Origin of the sequence: Methylorubrum sp. B1-46 (assembly GCF_021117295.1) — a bacterium.
In the GTDB taxonomy this organism is placed as follows: domain Bacteria; phylum Pseudomonadota; class Alphaproteobacteria; order Rhizobiales; family Beijerinckiaceae; genus Methylobacterium.
Genome location: NZ_CP088247.1, coordinates 4,291,639 through 4,310,560, shown reverse-complemented (window position 1 = coordinate 4,310,560; position 18,922 = coordinate 4,291,639). Strand labels below are relative to the sequence as shown.

The 18,922-nt window shown below is 69.1% G+C and carries 15 protein-coding genes and 2 pseudogenes; 8 read left to right on the top strand and 9 right to left on the bottom strand.

All coding sequences use genetic code 11. The features are described 5' to 3' along the window. Positions 1 to 31 precede the first annotated feature (31 nt). The 4 genes and pseudogenes from LPC10_RS20100 to LPC10_RS20085 all read left to right on the top strand — a co-directional run bounded on the left by LPC10_RS20100 (position 32) and on the right by LPC10_RS20085 (position 3,304). Positions 32 to 439: a dihydrofolate reductase gene (locus LPC10_RS20100; protein ID WP_231344032.1), complete on the top strand. Its 408-nt coding sequence runs from the start codon at positions 32 to 34 to the stop codon at positions 437 to 439. A gap of 115 nt (positions 440 to 554) precedes the next feature. After that, positions 555 to 1,334 carry a bifunctional demethylmenaquinone methyltransferase/2-methoxy-6-polyprenyl-1,4-benzoquinol methylase UbiE gene (gene ubiE / locus LPC10_RS20095; protein ID WP_231344030.1) on the top strand — a complete coding sequence of 260 codons (780 nt, stop codon included), beginning with the start codon at positions 555 to 557 and terminating at the stop codon, positions 1,332 to 1,334. Between the two features lie 136 nt (positions 1,335 to 1,470). Beyond that, positions 1,471 to 3,033 (top strand): 2-polyprenylphenol 6-hydroxylase, encoded by a 1,563-nt coding sequence (ubiB, locus tag LPC10_RS20090; protein ID WP_231344029.1) that lies wholly within the window; start codon positions 1,471 to 1,473, stop codon positions 3,031 to 3,033. A gap of 42 nt (positions 3,034 to 3,075) precedes the next feature. Then, a pseudogene (locus LPC10_RS20085) lies at positions 3,076 to 3,304 on the top strand (hypothetical protein). A 10-nt stretch (positions 3,305 to 3,314) separates the two neighbouring features. On the opposite strand, the gene LPC10_RS20080 reads toward LPC10_RS20085, so the two are convergent. Then, a complete protein-coding gene (locus tag LPC10_RS20080) occupies positions 3,315 to 4,112 on the bottom strand; it encodes a restriction endonuclease (protein WP_370644557.1) in 798 nt (265 codons plus the stop codon). Positions 4,113 to 4,121: 9 nt separating this feature from the next. Continuing rightward, positions 4,122 to 4,184: pseudogene (locus tag LPC10_RS25730) on the bottom strand (hypothetical protein); the annotation flags it as partial. A 473-nt stretch (positions 4,185 to 4,657) separates the two neighbouring features. On the opposite strand from LPC10_RS25730, the gene coaBC reads away from it, so the two are divergent. Both coaBC and LPC10_RS20070 read left to right on the top strand, forming a co-directional pair. Next, entirely contained in the window at positions 4,658 to 5,938 is a 1,281-nt protein-coding gene (gene coaBC, locus LPC10_RS20075; RefSeq protein WP_231344028.1) for a bifunctional phosphopantothenoylcysteine decarboxylase/phosphopantothenate--cysteine ligase CoaBC, read from the top strand. Between the two features lie 174 nt (positions 5,939 to 6,112). After that, positions 6,113 to 6,424, top strand: a complete 312-nt coding sequence (locus tag LPC10_RS20070) for a hypothetical protein (protein ID WP_231344027.1) — start codon at positions 6,113 to 6,115, stop codon at positions 6,422 to 6,424. A gap of 14 nt (positions 6,425 to 6,438) precedes the next feature. On the opposite strand, the gene LPC10_RS20065 is transcribed toward LPC10_RS20070, so the two are convergent. Beyond that, positions 6,439 to 7,443 (bottom strand): GNAT family N-acetyltransferase, encoded by a 1,005-nt coding sequence (locus LPC10_RS20065; protein ID WP_231344026.1) that lies wholly within the window; start codon positions 7,441 to 7,443, stop codon positions 6,439 to 6,441. Positions 7,444 to 7,859: 416 nt separating this feature from the next. Here LPC10_RS20065 and speB point away from each other — a divergent pair, with 416 nt between their 5' ends. After that, a complete protein-coding gene (gene speB / locus LPC10_RS20060) occupies positions 7,860 to 8,792 on the top strand; it encodes an agmatinase (RefSeq protein WP_231347096.1) in 933 nt (310 codons plus the stop codon). 126 nt (positions 8,793 to 8,918) lie between these two features. Here the strand turns inward: speB and LPC10_RS20055 are convergent, their stop codons facing one another. The 3 genes from LPC10_RS20055 to LPC10_RS20045 form a co-directional block, all read right to left on the bottom strand. After that, positions 8,919 to 10,115 carry an HD-GYP domain-containing protein gene (locus LPC10_RS20055; protein WP_231344025.1) on the bottom strand — a complete coding sequence of 399 codons (1,197 nt, stop codon included), beginning with the start codon at positions 10,113 to 10,115 and terminating at the stop codon, positions 8,919 to 8,921. Between the two features lie 521 nt (positions 10,116 to 10,636). Continuing rightward, the gene (locus LPC10_RS20050) at positions 10,637 to 13,792 is read right to left on the bottom strand and encodes an efflux RND transporter permease subunit (protein ID WP_231344024.1); all 3,156 of its coding nucleotides are present in this window, start codon (positions 13,790 to 13,792) and stop codon (positions 10,637 to 10,639) included. 10 nt (positions 13,793 to 13,802) lie between these two features. Beyond that, entirely contained in the window at positions 13,803 to 15,020 is a 1,218-nt protein-coding gene (locus LPC10_RS20045) for an efflux RND transporter periplasmic adaptor subunit (RefSeq protein ID WP_231344023.1), read from the bottom strand. A 247-nt stretch (positions 15,021 to 15,267) separates the two neighbouring features. Between LPC10_RS20045 and LPC10_RS20040 the strand changes: the two genes are divergently transcribed. After that, the gene (locus LPC10_RS20040) at positions 15,268 to 15,450 is read left to right on the top strand and encodes a hypothetical protein (RefSeq protein ID WP_231344022.1); all 183 of its coding nucleotides are present in this window, start codon (positions 15,268 to 15,270) and stop codon (positions 15,448 to 15,450) included. A 204-nt stretch (positions 15,451 to 15,654) separates the two neighbouring features. On the opposite strand, the gene LPC10_RS20035 is transcribed toward LPC10_RS20040, so the two are convergent. From LPC10_RS20035 to LPC10_RS20025, 3 genes are all read right to left on the bottom strand, one after another. Continuing rightward, complete coding sequence (locus LPC10_RS20035) at positions 15,655 to 16,932, bottom strand: diguanylate cyclase (protein WP_231344021.1); 1,278 nt, start codon at positions 16,930 to 16,932, stop codon at positions 15,655 to 15,657. Positions 16,933 to 17,127: 195 nt separating this feature from the next. Then, complete coding sequence (hspQ, locus tag LPC10_RS20030; RefSeq protein WP_231344020.1) at positions 17,128 to 17,466, bottom strand: heat shock protein HspQ; 339 nt, start codon at positions 17,464 to 17,466, stop codon at positions 17,128 to 17,130. A gap of 59 nt (positions 17,467 to 17,525) precedes the next feature. Then, positions 17,526 to 18,575 carry a CoA ester lyase gene (locus LPC10_RS20025; protein WP_231344019.1) on the bottom strand — a complete coding sequence of 350 codons (1,050 nt, stop codon included), beginning with the start codon at positions 18,573 to 18,575 and terminating at the stop codon, positions 17,526 to 17,528. Between the last annotated feature and the right edge of the window lie 347 nt (positions 18,576 to 18,922).

Here is an 18,922-nt window from a genome sequence, read left to right as displayed (position 1 = left end):
CCCGTCCTCTTCGGCTTGTAGGGTTTCAGCCATGATCGACGTCCGCTGCATCTGCGCCATCGGCCAGCGGGGCCAACTCGGCCTCAACGGGCACCTCCCCTGGGAGGGCAACACCGATCCGCTCTTCGTCGAGGACGTGACGCGCTTCTTCGCGTTGACCATGGGCCACGTGCTGATCGCCGGGCCGAAGACCGTGGCCTCGGTGCCGGAATTCGCGTTCAAGGACCGCACCATCGACGTGATCCGCTCGCATGAGGATCCGGAAGCGGTGCTGGCCCGCTATCCCGGCCGGCGCATCTTCGTCGGCGGCGGCATCGCGGTCTGGAACGTCTACGCGCGGTACATCCAGCACTGGGACGTCACGCGGCTCCCCTACGACGGCGAGGCCGACCGCTGGTTCGACCCGGCTTGGCTCGTCGGCGGTCCGCTGCGCGGCTGAGGTCTTCCTCGCACTCTGCATCCCCCCTGCCGCATGGCGGTTCGATCCGGCATTCGCTAAGGAGGCTCGGCCGAAGCCGTGGACGGCTGCGGGGCGAGCGCAGGGTGGGAAGCGGATGAGCGGAACGGACGCGAGGGCCGGCGACACGGACGCCACCGCCGATTTCGGCTACGAGCGCGTGCGCCTCTCCGAGAAGCAGGCCCGGGTCGACGACGTGTTCCGCTCGGTGGCGCGCCGCTACGACCTGATGAACGACCTGATGTCGGGCGGCCTGCACCGGGCCTGGAAGTCGCACCTGATCTCGATGCTGCGCCCGTCGCGCACGCGGCCCTACCACCACCTCGACGTCGCCGGCGGCACCGGCGACATCGCCTTCCGCACACTCGCGGCGGGCGGCCCCGAGACCCACGTCACCGTGCTCGACATCAACGAGGCGATGCTGCGGGTCGGCGCCGAGCGCGCGGGGCACACCTACGACGGCCGCATCGACTTCGTGACCGGCAATGCCGAGACGCTGCCGCTGCCGGCGGGTCACTTCGACAGCTACACCATCGCCTTCGGCATCCGGAACGTGCCGCGCATCGACGTGGCGCTCCGGGAAGCGCATCGGGTGCTCAAGCCCGGCGGGCGCTTCCTGTGCCTGGAATTCTCCCGCGTCGACCTCCCGGTGCTGGAGAAGATCTACGACGCCTACTCCTTCCACGTGATCCCGCGCATCGGCGAGCGGGTGGCGGGCGACCGCGACTCCTACCAGTACCTCGTCGAGTCGATCCGCAAGTTCCCCTCTCCCGACGCCTTCGCCCGGATGATCGAGGCGGCGGGCTTTGCGCATGTCAGCCACCGCCGGCTCTCGGGCGGCATCGTCGCGATCCATTCCGGCTGGAAGATTTCTTGATTCTTTTCCGATCTCAGGCGCTGGCACCCGTCCCCGCTTGTGTCTCGGCAGGATCGGGCCTCGCGGCGCGGGACGCTCTTCGCGTCGGACACTCGGCGCGCCCCCTCTTCGAGCGATCAGCTTGCAGGTTTCGCGGATGCTAGGCGCCGTCTTCCACCTCGCGCGCGGCGCCCATGTCGGCTTCGTGCTCGCCCGCGAGGGCGGGCTCGCCCTGATCGACCCGGCGCAATTGCCGCCGCATCTGCGGCTCGCGCTGAAACTCGGCCGATCCCTGGAGCGGCGCGGCGTCGCCGAGGCGCCGGGTGCCAGCCCGCTGGAGCGCGCGCTGACCCGGCTCGGCCCCTCCTACGTCAAGTTCGGCCAGTTCCTGGCAACCCGACCCGACATCGTCGGCATGGCCGCCGCCCGCGACCTCGAGCGGCTTCAGGATCGGGTGCCGCCCTTCCCGCAGGGCGTGGCGATGCGGGTGGTCGAGACGGAACTCGGCAAGCCGGTCTCGGCCCTGTTCACCGCCTTCAGCGAGCCGGTCGCCGCGGCCTCGATCGCCCAGGTCCACAAGGCGACCGTGCTCGATGCCGACGGCACGCAGCGCACCCTGGCGGTCAAGGTGATGCGGCCGGGCGTGCGCGAGCGCTTCGCCAAGGACCTGCAGGCGATGCGGTTCATGGCCCGCATCGTCAACGCGCTGCTGCCCGATGCCGAGCGGCTGCGCCCGCGCGAAGTCGTCGAGATCCTGGCCCGCTCCGTCACCATGGAGATGGATTTCCGGCTCGAAGCGGCGGCGATGTCGGAACTCGCCCAGAACACCAAGGGCGACGCCGATTTCCGCACGCCACGCCCCGAATGGGCGCTGACGGGACGCGACGTGCTGACCTCCGAGTGGATCGACGGCGTGCGCCTCAACGACCGCGCCGGCATCGTCGCGGCGGGCCACGACCCCAAGGCGCTCGGCCGGGTGGTGATCCAGTCCTTCCTGAGGCAGGCGATCCGCGACGGCTTCTTCCACGCCGACATGCACCCCGGAAACCTGTTCGTCGATCCGCAGGGGCGGCTCGTCGCTGTCGATTTCGGCATCATGGGCCGGCTGGGACACGCCGAGCGACGCTTCCTCGCCGAGATCCTGCTCGGCTTCATCACCCGCGACTACCGCCGCGTCGCCCAGGTGCATTTCGAGGCCGGCTACGTGCCGCGCCACCACTCGGTGGACGATTTCGCGCAGGCGATCCGGGCGATCGGCGAGCCGATCCACCAGCGCCGGGCCGACGAGATTTCCATGGCCAAGGTGCTCACGCTGCTGTTCGACGTGACCGCCCTGTTCGACATGAGCACCCGCACCGAGCTGGTGATGCTGCAAAAAACCATGGTGGTGGTGGAGGGCGTCGCCCGCTCGCTCGATCCGCAGCTCGACATGTGGACCGGCGCCGAGCCGGTGGTGCGCGCGTGGATCACCCGCCATCTCGGCCCCGTCGGCCGGCTGGAGGGCGGGGCGCGGGCCGCGATGACGCTCGCCGAGGTCGTCTCCGACATCCCCGACATCGCGCAACGCATCCGCCGGATCATGATCCGCCTCGACGAAGAGGGGACGCGCGACACCAAGGCGATCGAGCGGCTGGTCAAGCTGGAGCGCCGCCACGCGCTCCTGACCACCCTAGCCCTGTGGGGGATCGCGGTGGGGGCGCTGGTGCTGGCGTTTCGGTGAGGAACCTTCTCACCGGACGCGTTTCCCTTACACTCTCACACCATCACCGACCTGCTCGACAAGGCGATTACCGCCGCCCGGAAGCTGCCGCCCGAAGTGCAGGACGGCATCGCGCGCCTAAGTGCTGAGCTATGCGGGCGAGGAACAAGCCGTCTACCGCTTCACCCCGGAGGAAGAGGCGGAACAAGATGAGGCCAATGCCGCCGAAGCACGCGGCGATTTCGCGACCGACGACGAAGTGCGCGCGATCTGGGCCAAGTACGGGCTTTGACACCACCGTATCAAGCAGCAGGCACAGCCTCGGAATTGCCTGCCTCAGCCTTGCGTGCCCCGCCTTCGGCATAGAACCGGGCCGTCGCACGCAGCCGATCTGTCAGATCGTAGATATGATCCAAACTGTCGATACGGATCCGCTCTTCCTTATCGCCATCGAAAAGACCGATATATTTGACCGATCGATTGAAGTGTAGCCGCGCAAGAGGCTTGCGATTGTTGTTGTCAATCAGAATGCCGCAGTAGCTTCTCTGATCGCGCATGATGACGCGGTCAGCTTTTATGACCTCTCGCACGATAGCGCGAACGATCATGAAGCCCTCGCGCTCTTCATCGGTCGTGACGATCTCAGCATCTTCCACAGCCGGCGGTGCTTCAGCGATATCGAGGGCAACCGTATCAGCGAGCGCATTCGACAAGCGGGATTGAACCGAATCCCGAATAATTTCGCGGAAGGCGGCTTTTACAAGCGGCGTGAGCTGCTCCCTCACCTGCGCTGTGAAGCGGCCGGATTGGACGGGTGCGACGACCATCCGAACGAACTCTTCGGACGGGGAATCCAGCAGGCTCATAATCTCTTTTTTGATAAGAGACGTATACTTAAGTCTATGCGCCGATTGAAGGATAGCATCTTCGTTGAAGCTGCTCCTCGCAAATTTTGTCAGCTCAGCAACAGTTTGCGCATGGATGTCCGACATTTCGAAGGTGAGAAAAGGACGATCATCGAGCTTATTAGGCGCCTCCAAATCTGTATGAAAATGAAATGTCCGACCATTTGTCAAAATCGCAAACTTGGCGGATGTCACTGAAAAATATCTATAAAGCTGAGCCAAATGTACTTTTTCTAATTTCGCTGTGATTGGCTTGCACTCGATCAGTATTCGGATCTCTCCATCAAATTTGATTGCATAATCAACCTTCTCGCCCTTCTTTCCGACGGCATCGGCTGTGAATTCTGGAATTACTTCATTTGGATTAAAAACATCTTAATCGAGTGCAGCTAGAAAAGGCAAGACGACGGATGTTTTCACTGCTTCTTCAGTAGCCATTGCACTGGAATGGGACTTGATTCGCTCGGCAAGCGTCCGCAGCTTTTCCTCAACGCTCACACCACTCTCCCTACCCTGATTCGTTTTTGGATGGTCGCACTACAGCAACCTCAAGTCGATATTACTACTCGCTTAAAAGCCCCGTATCTGAAGGTAATTTTCGTTGCTGGCGTTACAGCCAGGGAATTTTGCAGCCGCTGTTGTAGGCCGACGAAAGGAGTGCATCGGAGCCATGATCGCTGGCTGAAGGAACCTACCTTCCCGCCCTTGACGCGCGTCTCACAAATCCCCGTTCTGCGCCCATGTCCGCTTCATCCGAAAAATCCCTCGCCGGCCGCCGCATCCTCCTGATCGTCGGCGGCGGGATCGCCGCCTACAAGGCGCTCGACCTGATCCGGCGCCTGCGCGAGCGCGGGGCGCAGGTGCGCCCGCTGCTCACCGACTCGGCCCAGGAATTCGTCACCCCGCTGGCGGCGGCCGCGCTCGCCGGGGAGCGGGCGCATACCGATCTGTTCGACCGGGAGAGCGAGGCCGATATCGGCCACATCAAGCTGGCGCGGGATGCGGATGCGATCGTGGTGGCGCCGGCCACCGCCAACCTGATGGCGCGGATGGCGACCGGCCACGCGCCGGACCTCGCCTCGACCGTGCTGCTCGCCACCACCCTGCCGATCCTGATCGCCCCGGCGATGAACGTGCGGATGTGGCTGCACGGGGCCACCCAGCGCAACCTCGCGACGCTGAAGGCCGACGGCGTCGCGGTGGTCGGTCCCAACGAGGGGGCGATGGCCGAGGCCGAGTTCGGCCCCGGCCGGTTGGCCGAGCCGCACGAGATCGCCGACGCCCTCGAAGCCCTGCTGGCGCAGCGCGCCGAGCCCCCCGGCCTCGGCTTCCTGGCCGGGCGCGAGCCGTCCAAAAAACCGCTGGCCGGGCGGCACGTGCTCGTCACCTCGGGGCCGACCCACGAGCCGATCGATCCGGTGCGCTACCTCGCCAACCGCTCCTCGGGCCGCCAGGGCCACGCGGTCGCCGCCGCCGCCGCCCAAGCCGGCGCGCGGGTCACGTTGGTCTCGGGGCCGGTGGCGATCCCCGATCCGGCCGGCGTCACCGTGGTGCGGGTGGAGAGCGCCCGCGAGATGCTCGCCGCGGTCGAGGCGGCGCTGCCGGCCGATCTGGCGATCTTCGCCGCCGCGGTCGGCGACTGGCGCCCGGCCGAGACGCGGGCGGGCAAGATCAAGAAGGACGGCACGACGCCCGCGCCGCTGCAACTGGTCGAGAATCCGGACATCCTCGCCACCATCGCCGGCCGTGCCGAGGGGCGCCCGCCTCTGGTCATCGGCTTCGCCGCCGAGACCGACGCCGTCCTCGACAACGCGCGGACAAAAATCGCGCGCAAGGGCTGCGACTGGATCGTGGCCAACGACGTCTCGGCGGAGGGCGGGGTGATGGGCGGCACCGAGAACACGGTGCATCTCGTGGGGCGCGAGGGGGGCGTCGAGACCTGGCCGAAGCTCGGCAAGGAGGAAGTCGGACGGCGGCTGGTGGCGCGGTTCGCGAAATTGCTGGCAGCCCAGTCGCGCTGAGCCTCACCCGCGGGCGATCAGGCAAGAATGTGCAGGCAACAACGCGCCGATCCCTCGGGGCGCGAAAATGTTCCTCTGCGAGAGACCTTTAAGTTTTCTTCTGCTCAGCTTGCTCTCTTCGGTCCAGTGCCCAGATCGTTGCTCCACGCCACTCACAGCGACAGGAGCGAGATCATGGCCAAGGCCGACCGGCACAGCATGGGCCCCGGCGCGCAGGGCAAGGGCGACGGCAGCGGCGCGATGACCGATCTGCCCGAGGGCATCCTCGGCGAGAACGAGGTGCTGAGCAATCGCGACAAGTCCCGGCACTCCGACGAACGCGGCCTCGACAGCCGCCACGTCCAGACCGAGCAATACCACGACCATGTCGGCGCCCGCCAAAGCGGCGGCCGTGCGGGGGAGGAGGCCAATTCCAGCGGCCCCGCCGGTCCGATGACGAACACCTCGGGCGATACGAGCAGCCTGCGCTCGAAGCAGCGGGGCTGATACGGGCTCCGCGTTCAGACCGAGCGCAGGAACAGGGCGGTCGCGGCGGCGCGGCGGACGACGGTGTTGCGCGCGTAGATCCAGGTCGGGCCGCCCTGAACCACGTTGCGGCTCAGGGCCCGCTTGAAGTCGAAGACGCCGCGGTTGTCGGCCGGATCGACGCCGCCGAAATCGAAGCGGCTGGCGCCCTCCTCACGGGCGCGCTCGATGATCCGCCACACGGCGAAGCTGGCCGCGCCGGTCGCCCGCGCCCGCTCGTTCGAGGCGGTGAAGAAGTCGGTCCAGCGGTCCCGCGCGGTGTGGACGATGCGCACCAGGATCGGCTCCCCGCCCTCGCGGATTTCGAGGAAGAGCAGGTGCGGATCGGACGCCGCGAGGTCGCGATAGGCGCTCGTGTCGAGGTCGTTCGAGAAGCCCTTGCGCTGCTGCAGGGCGGCATACATCCGCACGAAGGTGTCGAAGGCCCGCAGGCGCTCGTCCGGATCCGTCAGGAAGACGGCGGTGAGATCGGGCAGGCCCTCCGCCTTCTTGACCTCCCGGCGCCAGCGCCGGTCGGACGTGGCCAGCAGCGCGGCCGTGCCGGGCGTCAGGTCGATCTCGATCGTGTGATCCTTGGCCGTGACGACGGGCACGAAGCGGTGCGACAGGAGGGCGGTGACCCCTTCCGGATCCTGGGGCCGGTAGCTCTTCACCGCGAGCAGATCCGTCGGGCGCAGGGCGAGATGGTCGAGGAAGGCGGCAAGCACCGCCTCCGCCCGCGACTGACCGCGCGGGGTGAGAACCGGCCCACCCTGAACGAGGATCCGGCGGAGCGGCCCGCTGCGGCGCTCCTGATACTGGATGTAGGCGAGATCCTCACCGTTGTCGCACAGGGCCACCCGCCGGACGCTCCAGCCGAGCCGGCCCTTGTAGGTGCCCCAGCTCCGCGAGGCGTAGATGTTGGCGGCGGGCTGCTGCCAGAGAGCCTCGTCCCAATCCGCGGCCTCCGAACGGTCGATGACCGCGACCTGAGCTGCCATGAACCGTCATCCTCTCTCCGCTCGTCCGGTGCACCCGCCCGCTGCGCCGGTCGTCCGATCCGCCGCACGACCGATCGACCGAGTCGGCGCACCGCGTAAACTTGGCCGTAGCACGAGCCTGGATCGCCAACGCCCTTGAAAGCAGATGTATCCGCGCTCCGGACGACCTCTGCGTAGTCTGCGTCGGCCTGAGCCGGCCATTGGGATCTGGCACCGGGATCGACGGCACGGGCGGGGAGAGGCTTGCGGGCGAGCGCTCCGGACGGCTTGATGCGGCCGCGAGGACGCGGCGGGGGAAGTTCGTCATGGTGGATCGGTGTGCGGACGAGCGGGCGAAGACGCGGGCCAGGACACCGGCCAAGACACCGGCCAAGACGCGGGCGGAGCGCCTGGCACGGTTCCAGCCGGCCTCCGGGATGGTGACGCCGCGCTTCTCCGGTCTCGCGAGCTTCATGCGGCTTCCGGTGCTCGATCCGGCCGAGGCGGCGGATCAGGTCGAGATCGGTCTGATCGGCATCCCCTTCGACGGCGCCACCACGGGCCGGCCCGGCGCGCGGCTCGGGCCGCGGGCGGTGCGCGAGGCCTCCACCGGCACGCGGGCACTCAACCACGCCACGGGCGTGGCGCCCTATGTCCTGGCGCCCTGCGCCGATCTCGGCGACGTGCCGGTGAACCCCGTGGACACCGCCGAGACCGCCCGGCGGATCGAGGCGTTCTACCGGCCGCTCGCCGAAGCGGGGATCGTGCCGCTCACGGTCGGCGGCGACCACTTCATCACCGGTCCGGTGCTGCGGGCGCTCGGCGCCGCCCGGCCCCTCGGGCTGATCCACATCGACGCCCACAGCGACACCGACGACGCCCAGTATGGCGGGTCGCGGCTGACCCACGGCACGCCGTTCCGGCGCGCCGTCGAGGCGGGCGTGCTCGACCCGCGCCGCTGCATCCAGATCGGCCTGCGCGGCAGCATGGACGCGGCCGACGAGCGCGACTGGGCGCTGGCGCAGGGGATGCGCATCCTCACGATGGAGGAGGTCTGCGCCCGCGGCCTGCCGGAAGTGGCCGCGGAAGCCCGCGCCGTGGCGGGCGAGGGCCCGACCTATCTCAGCTTCGACATCGATGCCCTCGATCCCGCCTTCGCGCCCGGCACCGGCACGCCGGAGATCGGCGGCTTCACCACGCGGGAGGCCCTGCACCTGCTGCGGGGGTTGCGCGGCCTCGATCTCGTCGGGGCGGACGTGGTGGAGGTCGCCCCCTCCCTCGACCCTGCCGGCATCACGGCGCTGGCGGGCGCGGGCATCGCCTTCGAGATCCTGTGCCTGCTGGCGGAGCGGGCCGCGGCGCGCGCCTGATCGACGCGAAGACTTCGGATTTCGAAAAGGCGAGCCTTTTCGCGGGTCCAGGGCGGAGCCCTGGAAGAATGCCGGGGTTCCACCCCGGCGCCCCGCCACAGGGGTCGCCCTTTGGAAACCCTGGGATCAGCCCAATACGGAGGGTCCGCCGGCGGCGCCTCCGGCGCGGGCGATGATCGGGCGATAGACCCGCAGCAGGTCGGGATCGAGCTGGCCGGCCTGGGCGTCCATGATCGCGGCGGCCTCGGCGGCGGAGAGGGGCGGGCGGTAGACCCGGCGCTCGGTCAAGGCCGAATGCACGTCGCAGATCGCCACGAGCCGCACGAGGTCACCGATCTGCGCCCCCCTCAGACCCTCCGGGTAGCCGGACCCGTCGAGGCGCTCGTGATGGTAGCGCACGACGTCGAGGATGTCGGACCCGAAGGCGCTCTCCCCGGCCAGCAGGTCGGCGCCGAGCGCGGCGTGGGTGCGCATCACCGCCATCTCTTCGGCCGTGAGCGGGCCCGGCTTGTTGAGGATGGCCTGGGGGATCAGCGCCTTGCCGACATCGTGCAGGAGCGCGGCCTTGGCCAGGCGCTGCCGGTCGGAGCGGGAGAAGCCGAGTTCGGCGGCGAAAGCGGCGGCGAAGCCCGCCACGCTCAAGGAGTGCTGGTAGACCTGGATGTCGTGGCGCCAGACGAGATCGAGCCAGGCGCGGATGCCGATCTCGGAGACCGTGTCGAGCACGATCTGCGTGCCCTCCTCAGCCTCTGCAGGGGTCGGCGGCCGGCCGGCGGCGGCGTTGTCGAACAGATCGGTGACGAGCGCGGTGGCCCGCGCCACCCGCATCTCGGGCGGCCCGCCGGCCGCCGCGGGCACGCCGCGGGCCGTGGCGCGCCCGCCCCTCGCCTTCCCCTGCGCGACGAGGCGTTGAAGCGTCGGGACGATGCCGGCGGATTGGCGCGGATCGATCACCGTCGGCGCACCGAGCAAGGCCGCGGCCGCCGCGTCCTGGGCCGCGTTGCCGCGGGCGAGATAGAGGCAGGGCAGCCCGCTCTCGCGGATGTTCCTGGCGAGCCAGGTCATCCAGGCACGGCTCCGGTCGTCCGCCCGGTCCGCGGAGAGGTCGGTGGCGAGATCGACGACGAAGGCGATGGGCCGGCCGGCCGGCAAGCCTGCGCCGGGCTCGATCACGCGGCAGGGCAGGACGAGGGCGATGCCGCGGGCCAGACGCTCCGCCCGCTCGCGGCGATCCGAGACGAGGACGACGACATCCTCGGGGCGTTCGTCCCGGCGACGTTGGCTCGCGTCCTGGCGTCCGTCTCGGTCTCGCGGTTCCCGCATCGGTCATCCATCGGCCGCAAGGCCCGTGGTGGACGCGAAGCGGTAGCTTGGCCCGGATACATCAAAAGTGTTTCGAAAAGCTTCGCACTCTCCCGGCCATGCAACCCCAGCGTATTCGCACAATTCATAGCCTCGCCGCCGACGTCGGTATAGCCTCCATGAAACTTCACCGCGCCTCGCTTCGGACGCGAGGCCTAAAGCGATACTCTAGGCCCCTGTTTCGGCAGTTTATCTCAAGACGACCCCGTATTCGTCTCGCTGTTCCATCTCGGAGCGTCATTCCGATTGCCGTCCCGGAACGGCCACCCAGCCGGACCAGCACTGATACAATTCGTTCGATCTGTTTGATCCGGTCTCCGCTCGATCGGAGCGGGGAGCGTACCGCTCAGCCCGCGCGGCCCTTGAGGAGGGCACCCATCGCGCGGGCGCGATGGGATCCCGCCGAAACCTAAATCCGCCATCCCGAAGGAATCGACCGGATTTGGTATGAATTTCCGATTCCGCGCCTCGCACGAACGGGATCACTCGGCGGCGGCCGGCCTCCGGTCGAGCCCGCCAAGGTTGGCCGGCAAGCCCGGACGATAGGGCTCCTCCTCCGCTCCGCCCTGCCCCGCCGCCGGCTCGTCCGCCTCGCCGACGAAGCGGCCGAACAGGCGCACGAACAGCCGCGACAGGTCATCGACCAGCAGGAAGATCGCCGGCACGAACACGAGCGACAGGCCGGTCGAGACGATCAGGCCGCCGATCACCGCCACCGCCATCGGCGCGCGGAACTCGCCGCCGATGCCGAGCGCCATCGCCGAGGGCACCATGCCGGCCGCCATGGCGATGGTGGTCATCACGATGGGTCGCGCCCGCTTGCGGCCGGCATCGACGATGGCGGTGACGCGATCGACGCCGCGGGCCATCTCCTCGATGGCGAAATCGACCAGCATGATCGCGTTCTTGGTCACCACGCCCATCAGCATCAGGATGCCGATGACGACGGGCATCGAGATCGGCATGTGGAAGATCAAGAGCCCGAGGATCGCCCCGCCGATGGAGAGCGGCAGCGAGAACAGGATCGTGAGCGGCTGGAGGAAGTTGCCGAACAGCAGAACGAGGACCCCGAACACCATCATCAGCCCGGCGCCCATGGCGAGCGCGAAGCCCTCGAACACCTCGCCCATGATCTCGGCATCGCCCGTCTGGCGGATGGTGACGCCCTCGGGAAGGTTCGTGGCGGCGGGGAGCGCCATCACCTGCTCGATGATCGAGCCGAGCGCGTCCGAGCCCTGGAGGTCGCCCTCGATGGCGACGCGCACGGTGCGGTCGTAGCGATCGATGGCGGTCGGGCCGCGCCCGAGCGTCAGGTCGGCCACGGTGGCGAGCGGCACCGCCGCGCCGGCCTTCACCGGCACCTTCAGGCTCGCGATCTCAGGCAGTTGCCCGCGCAGGCGCTCGGGCAGCATCACCCGGATCGGAATCTGGCGGTCCTTGGCGTTGAACTTGGCGAGGTTGGCGGCGATATCGCCGATGGTGCCGACCCGCACCGTCTCGGCGATGACGTCGGTCGAGACGCCGAGATCGGCGGCCACGCCCGGTCTGGGGGTGATGCGCAGTTCGGTGCGGTCGAGCGGCGCGGTCGAGATCACGTTGACGAGGTGGGGCACGCCCGCCGCCTCGCGCTGGAGCCGGGCGGCGACGTCGGCCACCACCGTCTTGTCGGGCCCCGACACGATCAGCGCGAATTCCCGCTGCCCGCCCTCCTGCAGCGACCAGAAGCGGATGTCGGGCACCTGCCGCAGGACGCTTGAGATCTTGAGATCGACCTGCTTCTGGGTCAGGGCGCGGTCGCTCTTCGGGGTGAGGTTCACGGTCAGGCTCGCCAGCCGCACCTCCTTCTTGCCGGGCAGTTGGCGCCCGCCATCGACGAAGACGGAGCGGACCTCGGGCATCCGGCGGAGGGTCTCGACGAGGCCGTCGGAGAGGCGCTGGGTGTCGTCGAGCCGGGCGCCGGGGGGCAGCTCGACTACGAACATCGTGCGCGCGGCGTCCTCGGCCGGGATGAAGCCCGCGGGCAGGAGCCGGGTCGAGGCGATCGAGCCGGCAAAGCAGGCCAGCCCTAAGATCAGCGTCAGGTACTTGTGCCGCACCGACCACGCCACGAGGCGGGTGTAGGCGCGCATCATCAAACCCTCGCGCGCGTGGTCCGGGCCGTGGTCGCGCAGGAAGTAGGCGGCAAGCAGCGGCGTGATCAGGCGCGCCACCAGCAGCGACACGAACACCGCCGCCGCGATGGTGAGCCCGAACTGCTTGAAGTACTGGCCGGCGATGCCGGGCATGAAGGAGACGGGGGCGAAGATCGCGATGATGGTCGCGGTGATGGCGATCACCGCGAGGCCGATCTCGTCGGCGGCTTCCAGCGCGGCGCGGTAGGCGGATTTGCCCATCCGCATGTGGCGGACGATGTTCTCGATCTCGACGATGGCGTCGTCGACGAGGATGCCGGTCACCAGCGTGATCGCGAGCAGGCTGACCGCGTTGAGGGAGAAGCCGAGCGCGCTCATCACCCAGAAGGTCGGCAGCACCGAGAGCGGCAGCGCCAGAGCCGCGATCAGCGTGGCGCGCCAATCGCGCAGGAACAGGAACACCACGATCACCGCGAGCGCGGCGCCCTCCAGCAGGCCGATCATCGCCGAGTGGTAATTGCCGATGGTGTTGACGACGCTGGTATCGATCAGGTCGAAGCGCACGCCCGGATTCTCGGCGTGCAGCGTCTCGATGCGCCGGGCGACCGCAACCGCGACCTCGGCGTCGCTCGCTCCCATGGCGCGGGAGATGGCGAAGCCCACCACCGGCTCGCCGTTGAAGCGGGCGAAGGTGCGCGGCTCCTCGGCCGCGTCCATCAGGCTCGCCAACGCGTCGAGGCGCACCTTGCGCCCGCCTGGCACGACGATGGAGGTGGCCCCCAGCGTCTCCAGGCTCGACGCGGCGCCGAGCGTGCGGATCGACTGCTCGCCGCCGGCGAGTTCCCCGCGCCCGCCGGCCATGTCGGCGGAGGTGAGGCGCAATTGCCGGTTCACGTCGGCCGCGGTGATGCCGAGCGCGAGCAGCCGGTCGGGCTTGAGGGTCACGCGGATCTCGCGGGCGACGCCGCCGAGCCGCTCGACGCCGCCCACGCCCTTCACCCCCTGGAGCTGGCGGGCGACCACGTCGTCAACGAACCACGACAGGTCTTCGGGCGTCATGGCCGGCGCCGAGGCGCCGTAGATCATGATCGGCAACCCGGCGATCTCGACGCGGCTGATGATCGGCTCGTCGATGGTGCGCGGCAGGTTGATGCGGATCTTGGAGATCGCGTCCTTCACGTCGTTGACGGCGCGGTCCTGGTTCACCTCCAGGCGGAACTCGATCGTGGTGACCGAGGCGCCCTCCGAGATGGTCGAGAGGATGTGCTTGACCCCCTTCACTCCGGCCACCGAATCCTCGACCCATTTCGTGACCTGAGTCTGCAGTTCGGAAGGAGCGGCGCCCGACTGCGTGATCGTCACCGAGACGATCGGGATGTCGATGTTGGGAAACCGCGTGATCGGCAGGGACCGGAAGCTGACGAGGCCGAGCACCATCAGCACGAGGAACAGCACGAGGGAGGGGATCGGCTTGCGGATCGCCCAGGCCGAGACGTTGAGGCGCATGCGATGATCCTCAGCGAGTCCCGGCCGCGGCTTGGGGCACGGCGGGGAGCACGGGCCGCACCCGGTCGCCGTCGCGCAGGAACGAGCCGGCGCGGGCGACCACGGCCTCCCCCGCGGCGATGCCGGAGCGGATTTCGGTAAATCCTTCCGCCGAGAGGCCGGTCTCGACCCGGCGGGCGGAGACGCGGCCGTCCGCGACGGCGAGCACGCCGGCCGAGCCGTCGGCGGCGTAGAGCACGGCGGCGAGCGGCACCGCCACGCCCTCGCGCCGGGCGACCTCGACACGGCCGCGGGCGAAGGCGCCGATATGCAGGGCCGGGTCGGCGTCCAGGCGGATGCGGACCCGGCCGAGGCGGGTCGCCCGGTCGACCTCGGGATAGACCCGGCGCACGGCGCCGGGCGTCACGCGCCCGTCCTCCCATTCGAGGCGGACCGGGGCCTCGACCTTCAACTGCGGCAGGGCGAATTCGGGCACCTCGCCCTCCAGTTCGATCTCGCCGCGGGCAATCAGGCGGAACAGCGGCTCGCCGACCGCACTCGCGGTGGCGCCGACCCGCGCCGTGCGGCGGCTGACGATGCCGGCCTCCGGAGCCCGGATCTCGGTGCGGGCCCGGCGCAGGCCGATCTCGCGCGCTTGCGCCCGCGCCGCGGCGAGATCCGCCTCGGCGAGCGCCAGCCCGGCGCGTGCCGCGTCGAGCCGGCCGTCGGCGCCCTGCGCCGCCGAGACCCGCTGCTCCAGGGTGACGGCGGTGGCGTTGCCGGTCTTCACCAGCGCCTGCGCCCGCTCCAGGGCCTGGCGCGCCTCGGTCTGGACGGCCTGCGCCTGGACGATCTGGCTGCGGGCCTGGATGATCGCGGCCTCGGCCTTCGCGGTGGTCGCGAGGTTGGCGGCCTCCTGCGTCTCGATCATCTCCAGCGAGAGTTTTGCCAGCACCGCGCCGCGCTCGACCCGGTCGCCCTCCTCGACCAGCAGGGCGACGATGCGCAGGCCCTCGACCTCGGGGGCGACGAGGATCTCGTCGCGAGGCACCAGCGTCCCGGTGACCACCGCCCGCTCGACGATCTCCCGCCGCTCGGCCGGGACCACGCTCACCGCGGGCAGCAGTGCGGCCGGATCGGGTACGGAAGAGGTAGGAGGGGCCTCGGTCGCGCGGACGGAAAACGGGCCGGCGAGACAGACAGCGGCGAGCAGAACCGCGACGGAACGAGGCAGGGAGCGGGTCGACATCGCGAATCGCCTTTAGGGCGCGCCGATGCGCCGCAGCCTAATTCCGTGTCGCAACCGGCGATTTCATGGCGCCCGATCGTCGGCGCGCTGCAACATCATACTGTGTTGCCGTACGGGAACGAAGCTTTCATCCGCCGACCCGTCCGAAGACGGTGCTCGAATCAGTCTTTCCTGCGCTCACTCCTGCAACCGGGCTGGTTTCGCTGGGTTGTCCCGTCGAGAGATTTTCGACGACGGACGGTTCACCATGAGCATCTTCCAGATTCGGCAGAAGACCAGCGGCGCCATCCTCTGGACCGGCAGCGCCGACGACGAGCGCACCGCCCTCGACGCCATGGCCCGCGAGGCCGGCTATCCCGATTCCTCCGCCCTCCCCGATACCCTACAGGCGGGCGGCTTCGAGACGGCCAAGCTCGACCTGATCTCCTGACGCCGGTCGGGACCGGTCCGGTCTCTCCTTCAATCGACTGAGAGTGCCTCACAAAACTCCCGATCACCGGCCGTTCTCGCTCTGTAGACGACTGAGCAATGGGAGTTTTGTGAGAGACACTGAATGATCGACGGGGGCGTCCGCGATGCGGGTGCCCCTTCGTCGTCGGGCCGTGATTGAGCCTTGAAGCGGGTCCCGGCGCCCTCAGGCGCAGCAGCCCTCCCCGGAGGCGAGCGGGGATGGCGCCGTGTCCGCCCGGCGGTGCCCGCAGCCGCGTTCCGGCGCGGGCGGCACCAGGCGCCGGAGGTGCAGCCGGTCGCGGCCCTGGCGCTTCGCCTCGTAGAGCGCCGCGTCGGCCGAGGCCGTCAGGGATTCGAGCGACAGGTCCGGCTTGACCGACCCCGCGGTGAACAGGGCGGCGCCGATGCTCACCGTGGCGCCGGCCGGCAGATCCCGCCCGCCCGCGCGGGCCATGCGGGCGCCGATCGCCGCGCCCAGCGCGCGGACCGCCGCCTCGTCCAGCCCCGGCGCCAGGATCACGAACTCGTCCCCGCCGAGCCGCGCCGGGATCGCCTCCCGTGTCGGGCCGGCTTCGAGCACCTCTGTCAGCACCTCGGCCAGCCCCACGAGGAGGCGGTCGCCGACGGCGTGGCCGAAGCTGTCGTTGACCGTCTTGAAGCGGTCGATGTCGAGCAGTAGCAGCGCCCCCGGCCGATGCCGCGCGGCCATGGCGTCGAGCGCCGCCTGCGCCCGGCTCTCGAAGGCGCGGCGGTTGTAGAGGCCGGTGAGGGCGTCGCGCTCGGCCAAGGCCGTCATCGCCTCCTCACGGCGGCGGCGCACGGCGGCGGCCATCAGCAGGGCGAGCAGCACCTCGACGACGATGCCTTCCACCAGCGAGACCTGGATCAGCACGCCCTTGAAGCCGACGATGCTGACGAAGGCGCCGGGCAGCGGCACCATCAGCGCCTTGGCGGCGTAGAAGGCGCCGTGGACGGCGAAGACGAAGCCGAGGCCGTCCGAAGCCGCGGTCCGCTCCTCGAACGGCGCGCCCGCGCGCGACAGCAGGCCGTGAGCGGCCTTCAGCGCGACCGCGGCGACGAGGGTGGAACCCGTGATCGCGAAGACGGGGGTGGGGTCGATTCCCTCGGGCAGGAGCAGGAGCCCGGCCCAGGGCAGCAGCAGGCCCCACCAGAGGGGCGCGACCCGGCGCCCGGTGAAGCGGGCGACGCCGAACAGGAACAGGAGATGGGCCACCACGAGCAGGCCGTTGGCGAACCAGACCCCGACGAGGAAGGAAGTGGCGCGCAGCAGCGACAGCGAACTGCCGAGGACGATGACGGCGAAGCCGGCGCTCCAGAACAGCAGCACCCGGTTGCGCAGGGTCCGCCACTCGAACGCGAGAAAGCCCGCGGCGGCGGCGGCCGCCACGAGGCTCATGAACAGCATGGTGACCACGTCCATCGCGATCAGGACCTCATGCAACGCGAGCGCATCGGGCTGGAGACCGGATCCGGCACGATGCGCTCGTCTCTTGTTCTTGCACCATCTTTCTCCGAAAGGCGGCGGCCACCTTTCGGGACGATGCTCTTACGTTGCTGCACCTGATAGCGGTCGCGGTTGAACAAAGCGTTCCGCGCCGGGACCGTTACGCTTCCGGCCCGACGGGCGGAACGACGGTCAGTTCGCGTGGCCGATCCGCATACGGTAGGCGCCGTCGGCGCTGCGCTCGAACACCTCGGGGATGCCGGCATGGCGCAGGGCCTCGCCGGAGGTGTCGGGCACGAGGTTCTGCTCGGAGACGTAGGCGACGTACTCGCTGTCCGCGTTCTCGGCGAGCAGGTGGTAGAACGGCTGGTCCTTGCGCGGCCGGACCTCCTCGGGAATGGCGAGCCACCATTCCTCGGTGTTGGCGAATTCCGGGTCCACGTCGAACACGACGCCGCGGAACGGGTAGATCCGGTGCCGGACCACCGCCCCGAGGCCGAATTTCGCGGTTCTCATGCTGGTCTGGGTCATGACCGATAGATAGGCCTCGCGCCCCTTCCGTTCCAACGCGAGGCCACCATCCGCGACGATCAGGGCAGATTGTAGACCTTGGCGAGATCCGGATCCTTCTCGGCCACGAGGCGGGCGAGGTCGACGATGACCTTGGCCTGCTTCCAGGTGGCGTCGTCCTGCATCTTGCCGTCGATCATCACCGCGCCGGTGCCGTCGGGCATCGCTTCGACGATGCGAGCGGCGAAGTTCACCTCGGCCGGATCGGGGGCGAACACGGTCTTGGCGAGCGCCACCTGGCTCGGATGCAGGGTCCAGGCGCCGGCGCAGCCCATCAGGAAGGCGTTGCGGAACTGCACCTCGCAGGCCGCCGAATCGGAGAAGTCGCCGAACGGGCCGTAGAACGCCTTGATGCCGTTGGCCATGCAGGCGTCGACCATCCGGGCGATGGTGTAGTGCCACAGATCCTGCTGGGCGGAGGCGCGGGCTTCCTCGCCCTTCGGATCGCTGAGGACGCGGTAATCCGGGTGGCCGCCGCCGACGCGGGTGGTCTTCATGCCGCGCGACGCCGCGAGGTCGGCCGGCCCCAGGCTCATGCCGTGCATGCGAGGGCTCGCGCAGGCGATGGCGTCCACATTGGCCACGCCCTCGGCCGTTTCGAGGATGGCGTGGACGAGGATCGGCTTCTTGACGCCGTGGCGGGCTTCGAGCTGGGCCAGCAACTGGTCGATGTAGTGGATGTCCCAGGGGCCTTCGACTTTGGGCACCATCACCACGTCGAGCTTATCGCCGACTTCCGCCACGAGGGTGAAGAGGTCGTCGAGGATCCAGGGCGAGTTCAGGGCATTGATGCGGGTCCACAGGCCGGTGCCGGAGGCCGCGAAATCGGTGGCCTTGGCCATCGCGACGAAGCCGTTGCGCGCCGCCTCCTTCTGGTCGGCGGGGACCGCGTCCTCCAGGTTGCCGAGCACCACATCGACCGTCTTGGCGAGTTCGGGCACGCGGGCGCGGACCTTCTCGTTGTGGGGCGGCACGAAGTGGATCATCCGCTCGAGCTTGATCGGCAGGTCGCGGAACGGCTCGGGCGCACCGGCGGCGAGCGGCTGGAAGAAGCGGCGCGGCAGTTTCATCGGCTCTCGGTCTCCGGCTTCGCATCGGGCTTGGCGTAGGCCCTCCGCCTCTGTCCTTGGCGTTAGAGCACGGCGCCCCCCGGCGTAAAGCCGACCTTGGTCCTCCCCCCTCACCTGTCCGCGCGCTTCGCCCACTGCGGCGGTTTGTGCGCCCGCGCACGGGGCGTCACGGTTCGAGGCGGCGCATCCGCCGACGGGTGATCCGAAAGCGAAGATTGCGCCGTGATCCGAATCGGAAGAGAATTTCCGACAGTTCAGGCGTTTTCATCAAGACGTTTATCGTCTTCGCGCCCGCGGCCCGGCGGCCAAGACAGTCTTGGGACCCGCGGCAGCGTGACCGCGGAACG

Excerpts from the sequence above, each read along its gene's own strand:
- LPC10_RS20100 (WP_231344032.1), top strand. The coding sequence starts at position 32 with ATGATCGACGTCCGCTGCATCTGCGCCATCGGCCAGCGGGGCCAACTC.
- ubiE (WP_231344030.1), top strand. The coding sequence starts at position 555 with ATGAGCGGAACGGACGCGAGGGCCGGCGACACGGACGCCACCGCCGAT.
- ubiB (WP_231344029.1), top strand. The coding sequence starts at position 1,471 with ATGCTAGGCGCCGTCTTCCACCTCGCGCGCGGCGCCCATGTCGGCTTC.
- coaBC (WP_231344028.1), top strand. The coding sequence starts at position 4,658 with ATGTCCGCTTCATCCGAAAAATCCCTCGCCGGCCGCCGCATCCTCCTG.
- LPC10_RS20070 (WP_231344027.1), top strand. The coding sequence starts at position 6,113 with ATGGCCAAGGCCGACCGGCACAGCATGGGCCCCGGCGCGCAGGGCAAG.
- LPC10_RS20065 (WP_231344026.1), bottom strand. The coding sequence starts at position 7,443 with ATGGCAGCTCAGGTCGCGGTCATCGACCGTTCGGAGGCCGCGGATTGG.
- speB (WP_231347096.1), top strand. The coding sequence starts at position 7,860 with ATGGTGACGCCGCGCTTCTCCGGTCTCGCGAGCTTCATGCGGCTTCCG.
- LPC10_RS20055 (WP_231344025.1), bottom strand. The coding sequence starts at position 10,115 with ATGCGGGAACCGCGAGACCGAGACGGACGCCAGGACGCGAGCCAACGT.
- LPC10_RS20050 (WP_231344024.1), bottom strand. The coding sequence starts at position 13,792 with ATGCGCCTCAACGTCTCGGCCTGGGCGATCCGCAAGCCGATCCCCTCC.
- LPC10_RS20045 (WP_231344023.1), bottom strand. The coding sequence starts at position 15,020 with ATGTCGACCCGCTCCCTGCCTCGTTCCGTCGCGGTTCTGCTCGCCGCT.
- LPC10_RS20040 (WP_231344022.1), top strand. The coding sequence starts at position 15,268 with ATGAGCATCTTCCAGATTCGGCAGAAGACCAGCGGCGCCATCCTCTGG.
- hspQ (WP_231344020.1), bottom strand. The coding sequence starts at position 17,466 with ATGACCCAGACCAGCATGAGAACCGCGAAATTCGGCCTCGGGGCGGTG.
- LPC10_RS20025 (WP_231344019.1), bottom strand. The coding sequence starts at position 18,575 with ATGAAACTGCCGCGCCGCTTCTTCCAGCCGCTCGCCGCCGGTGCGCCC.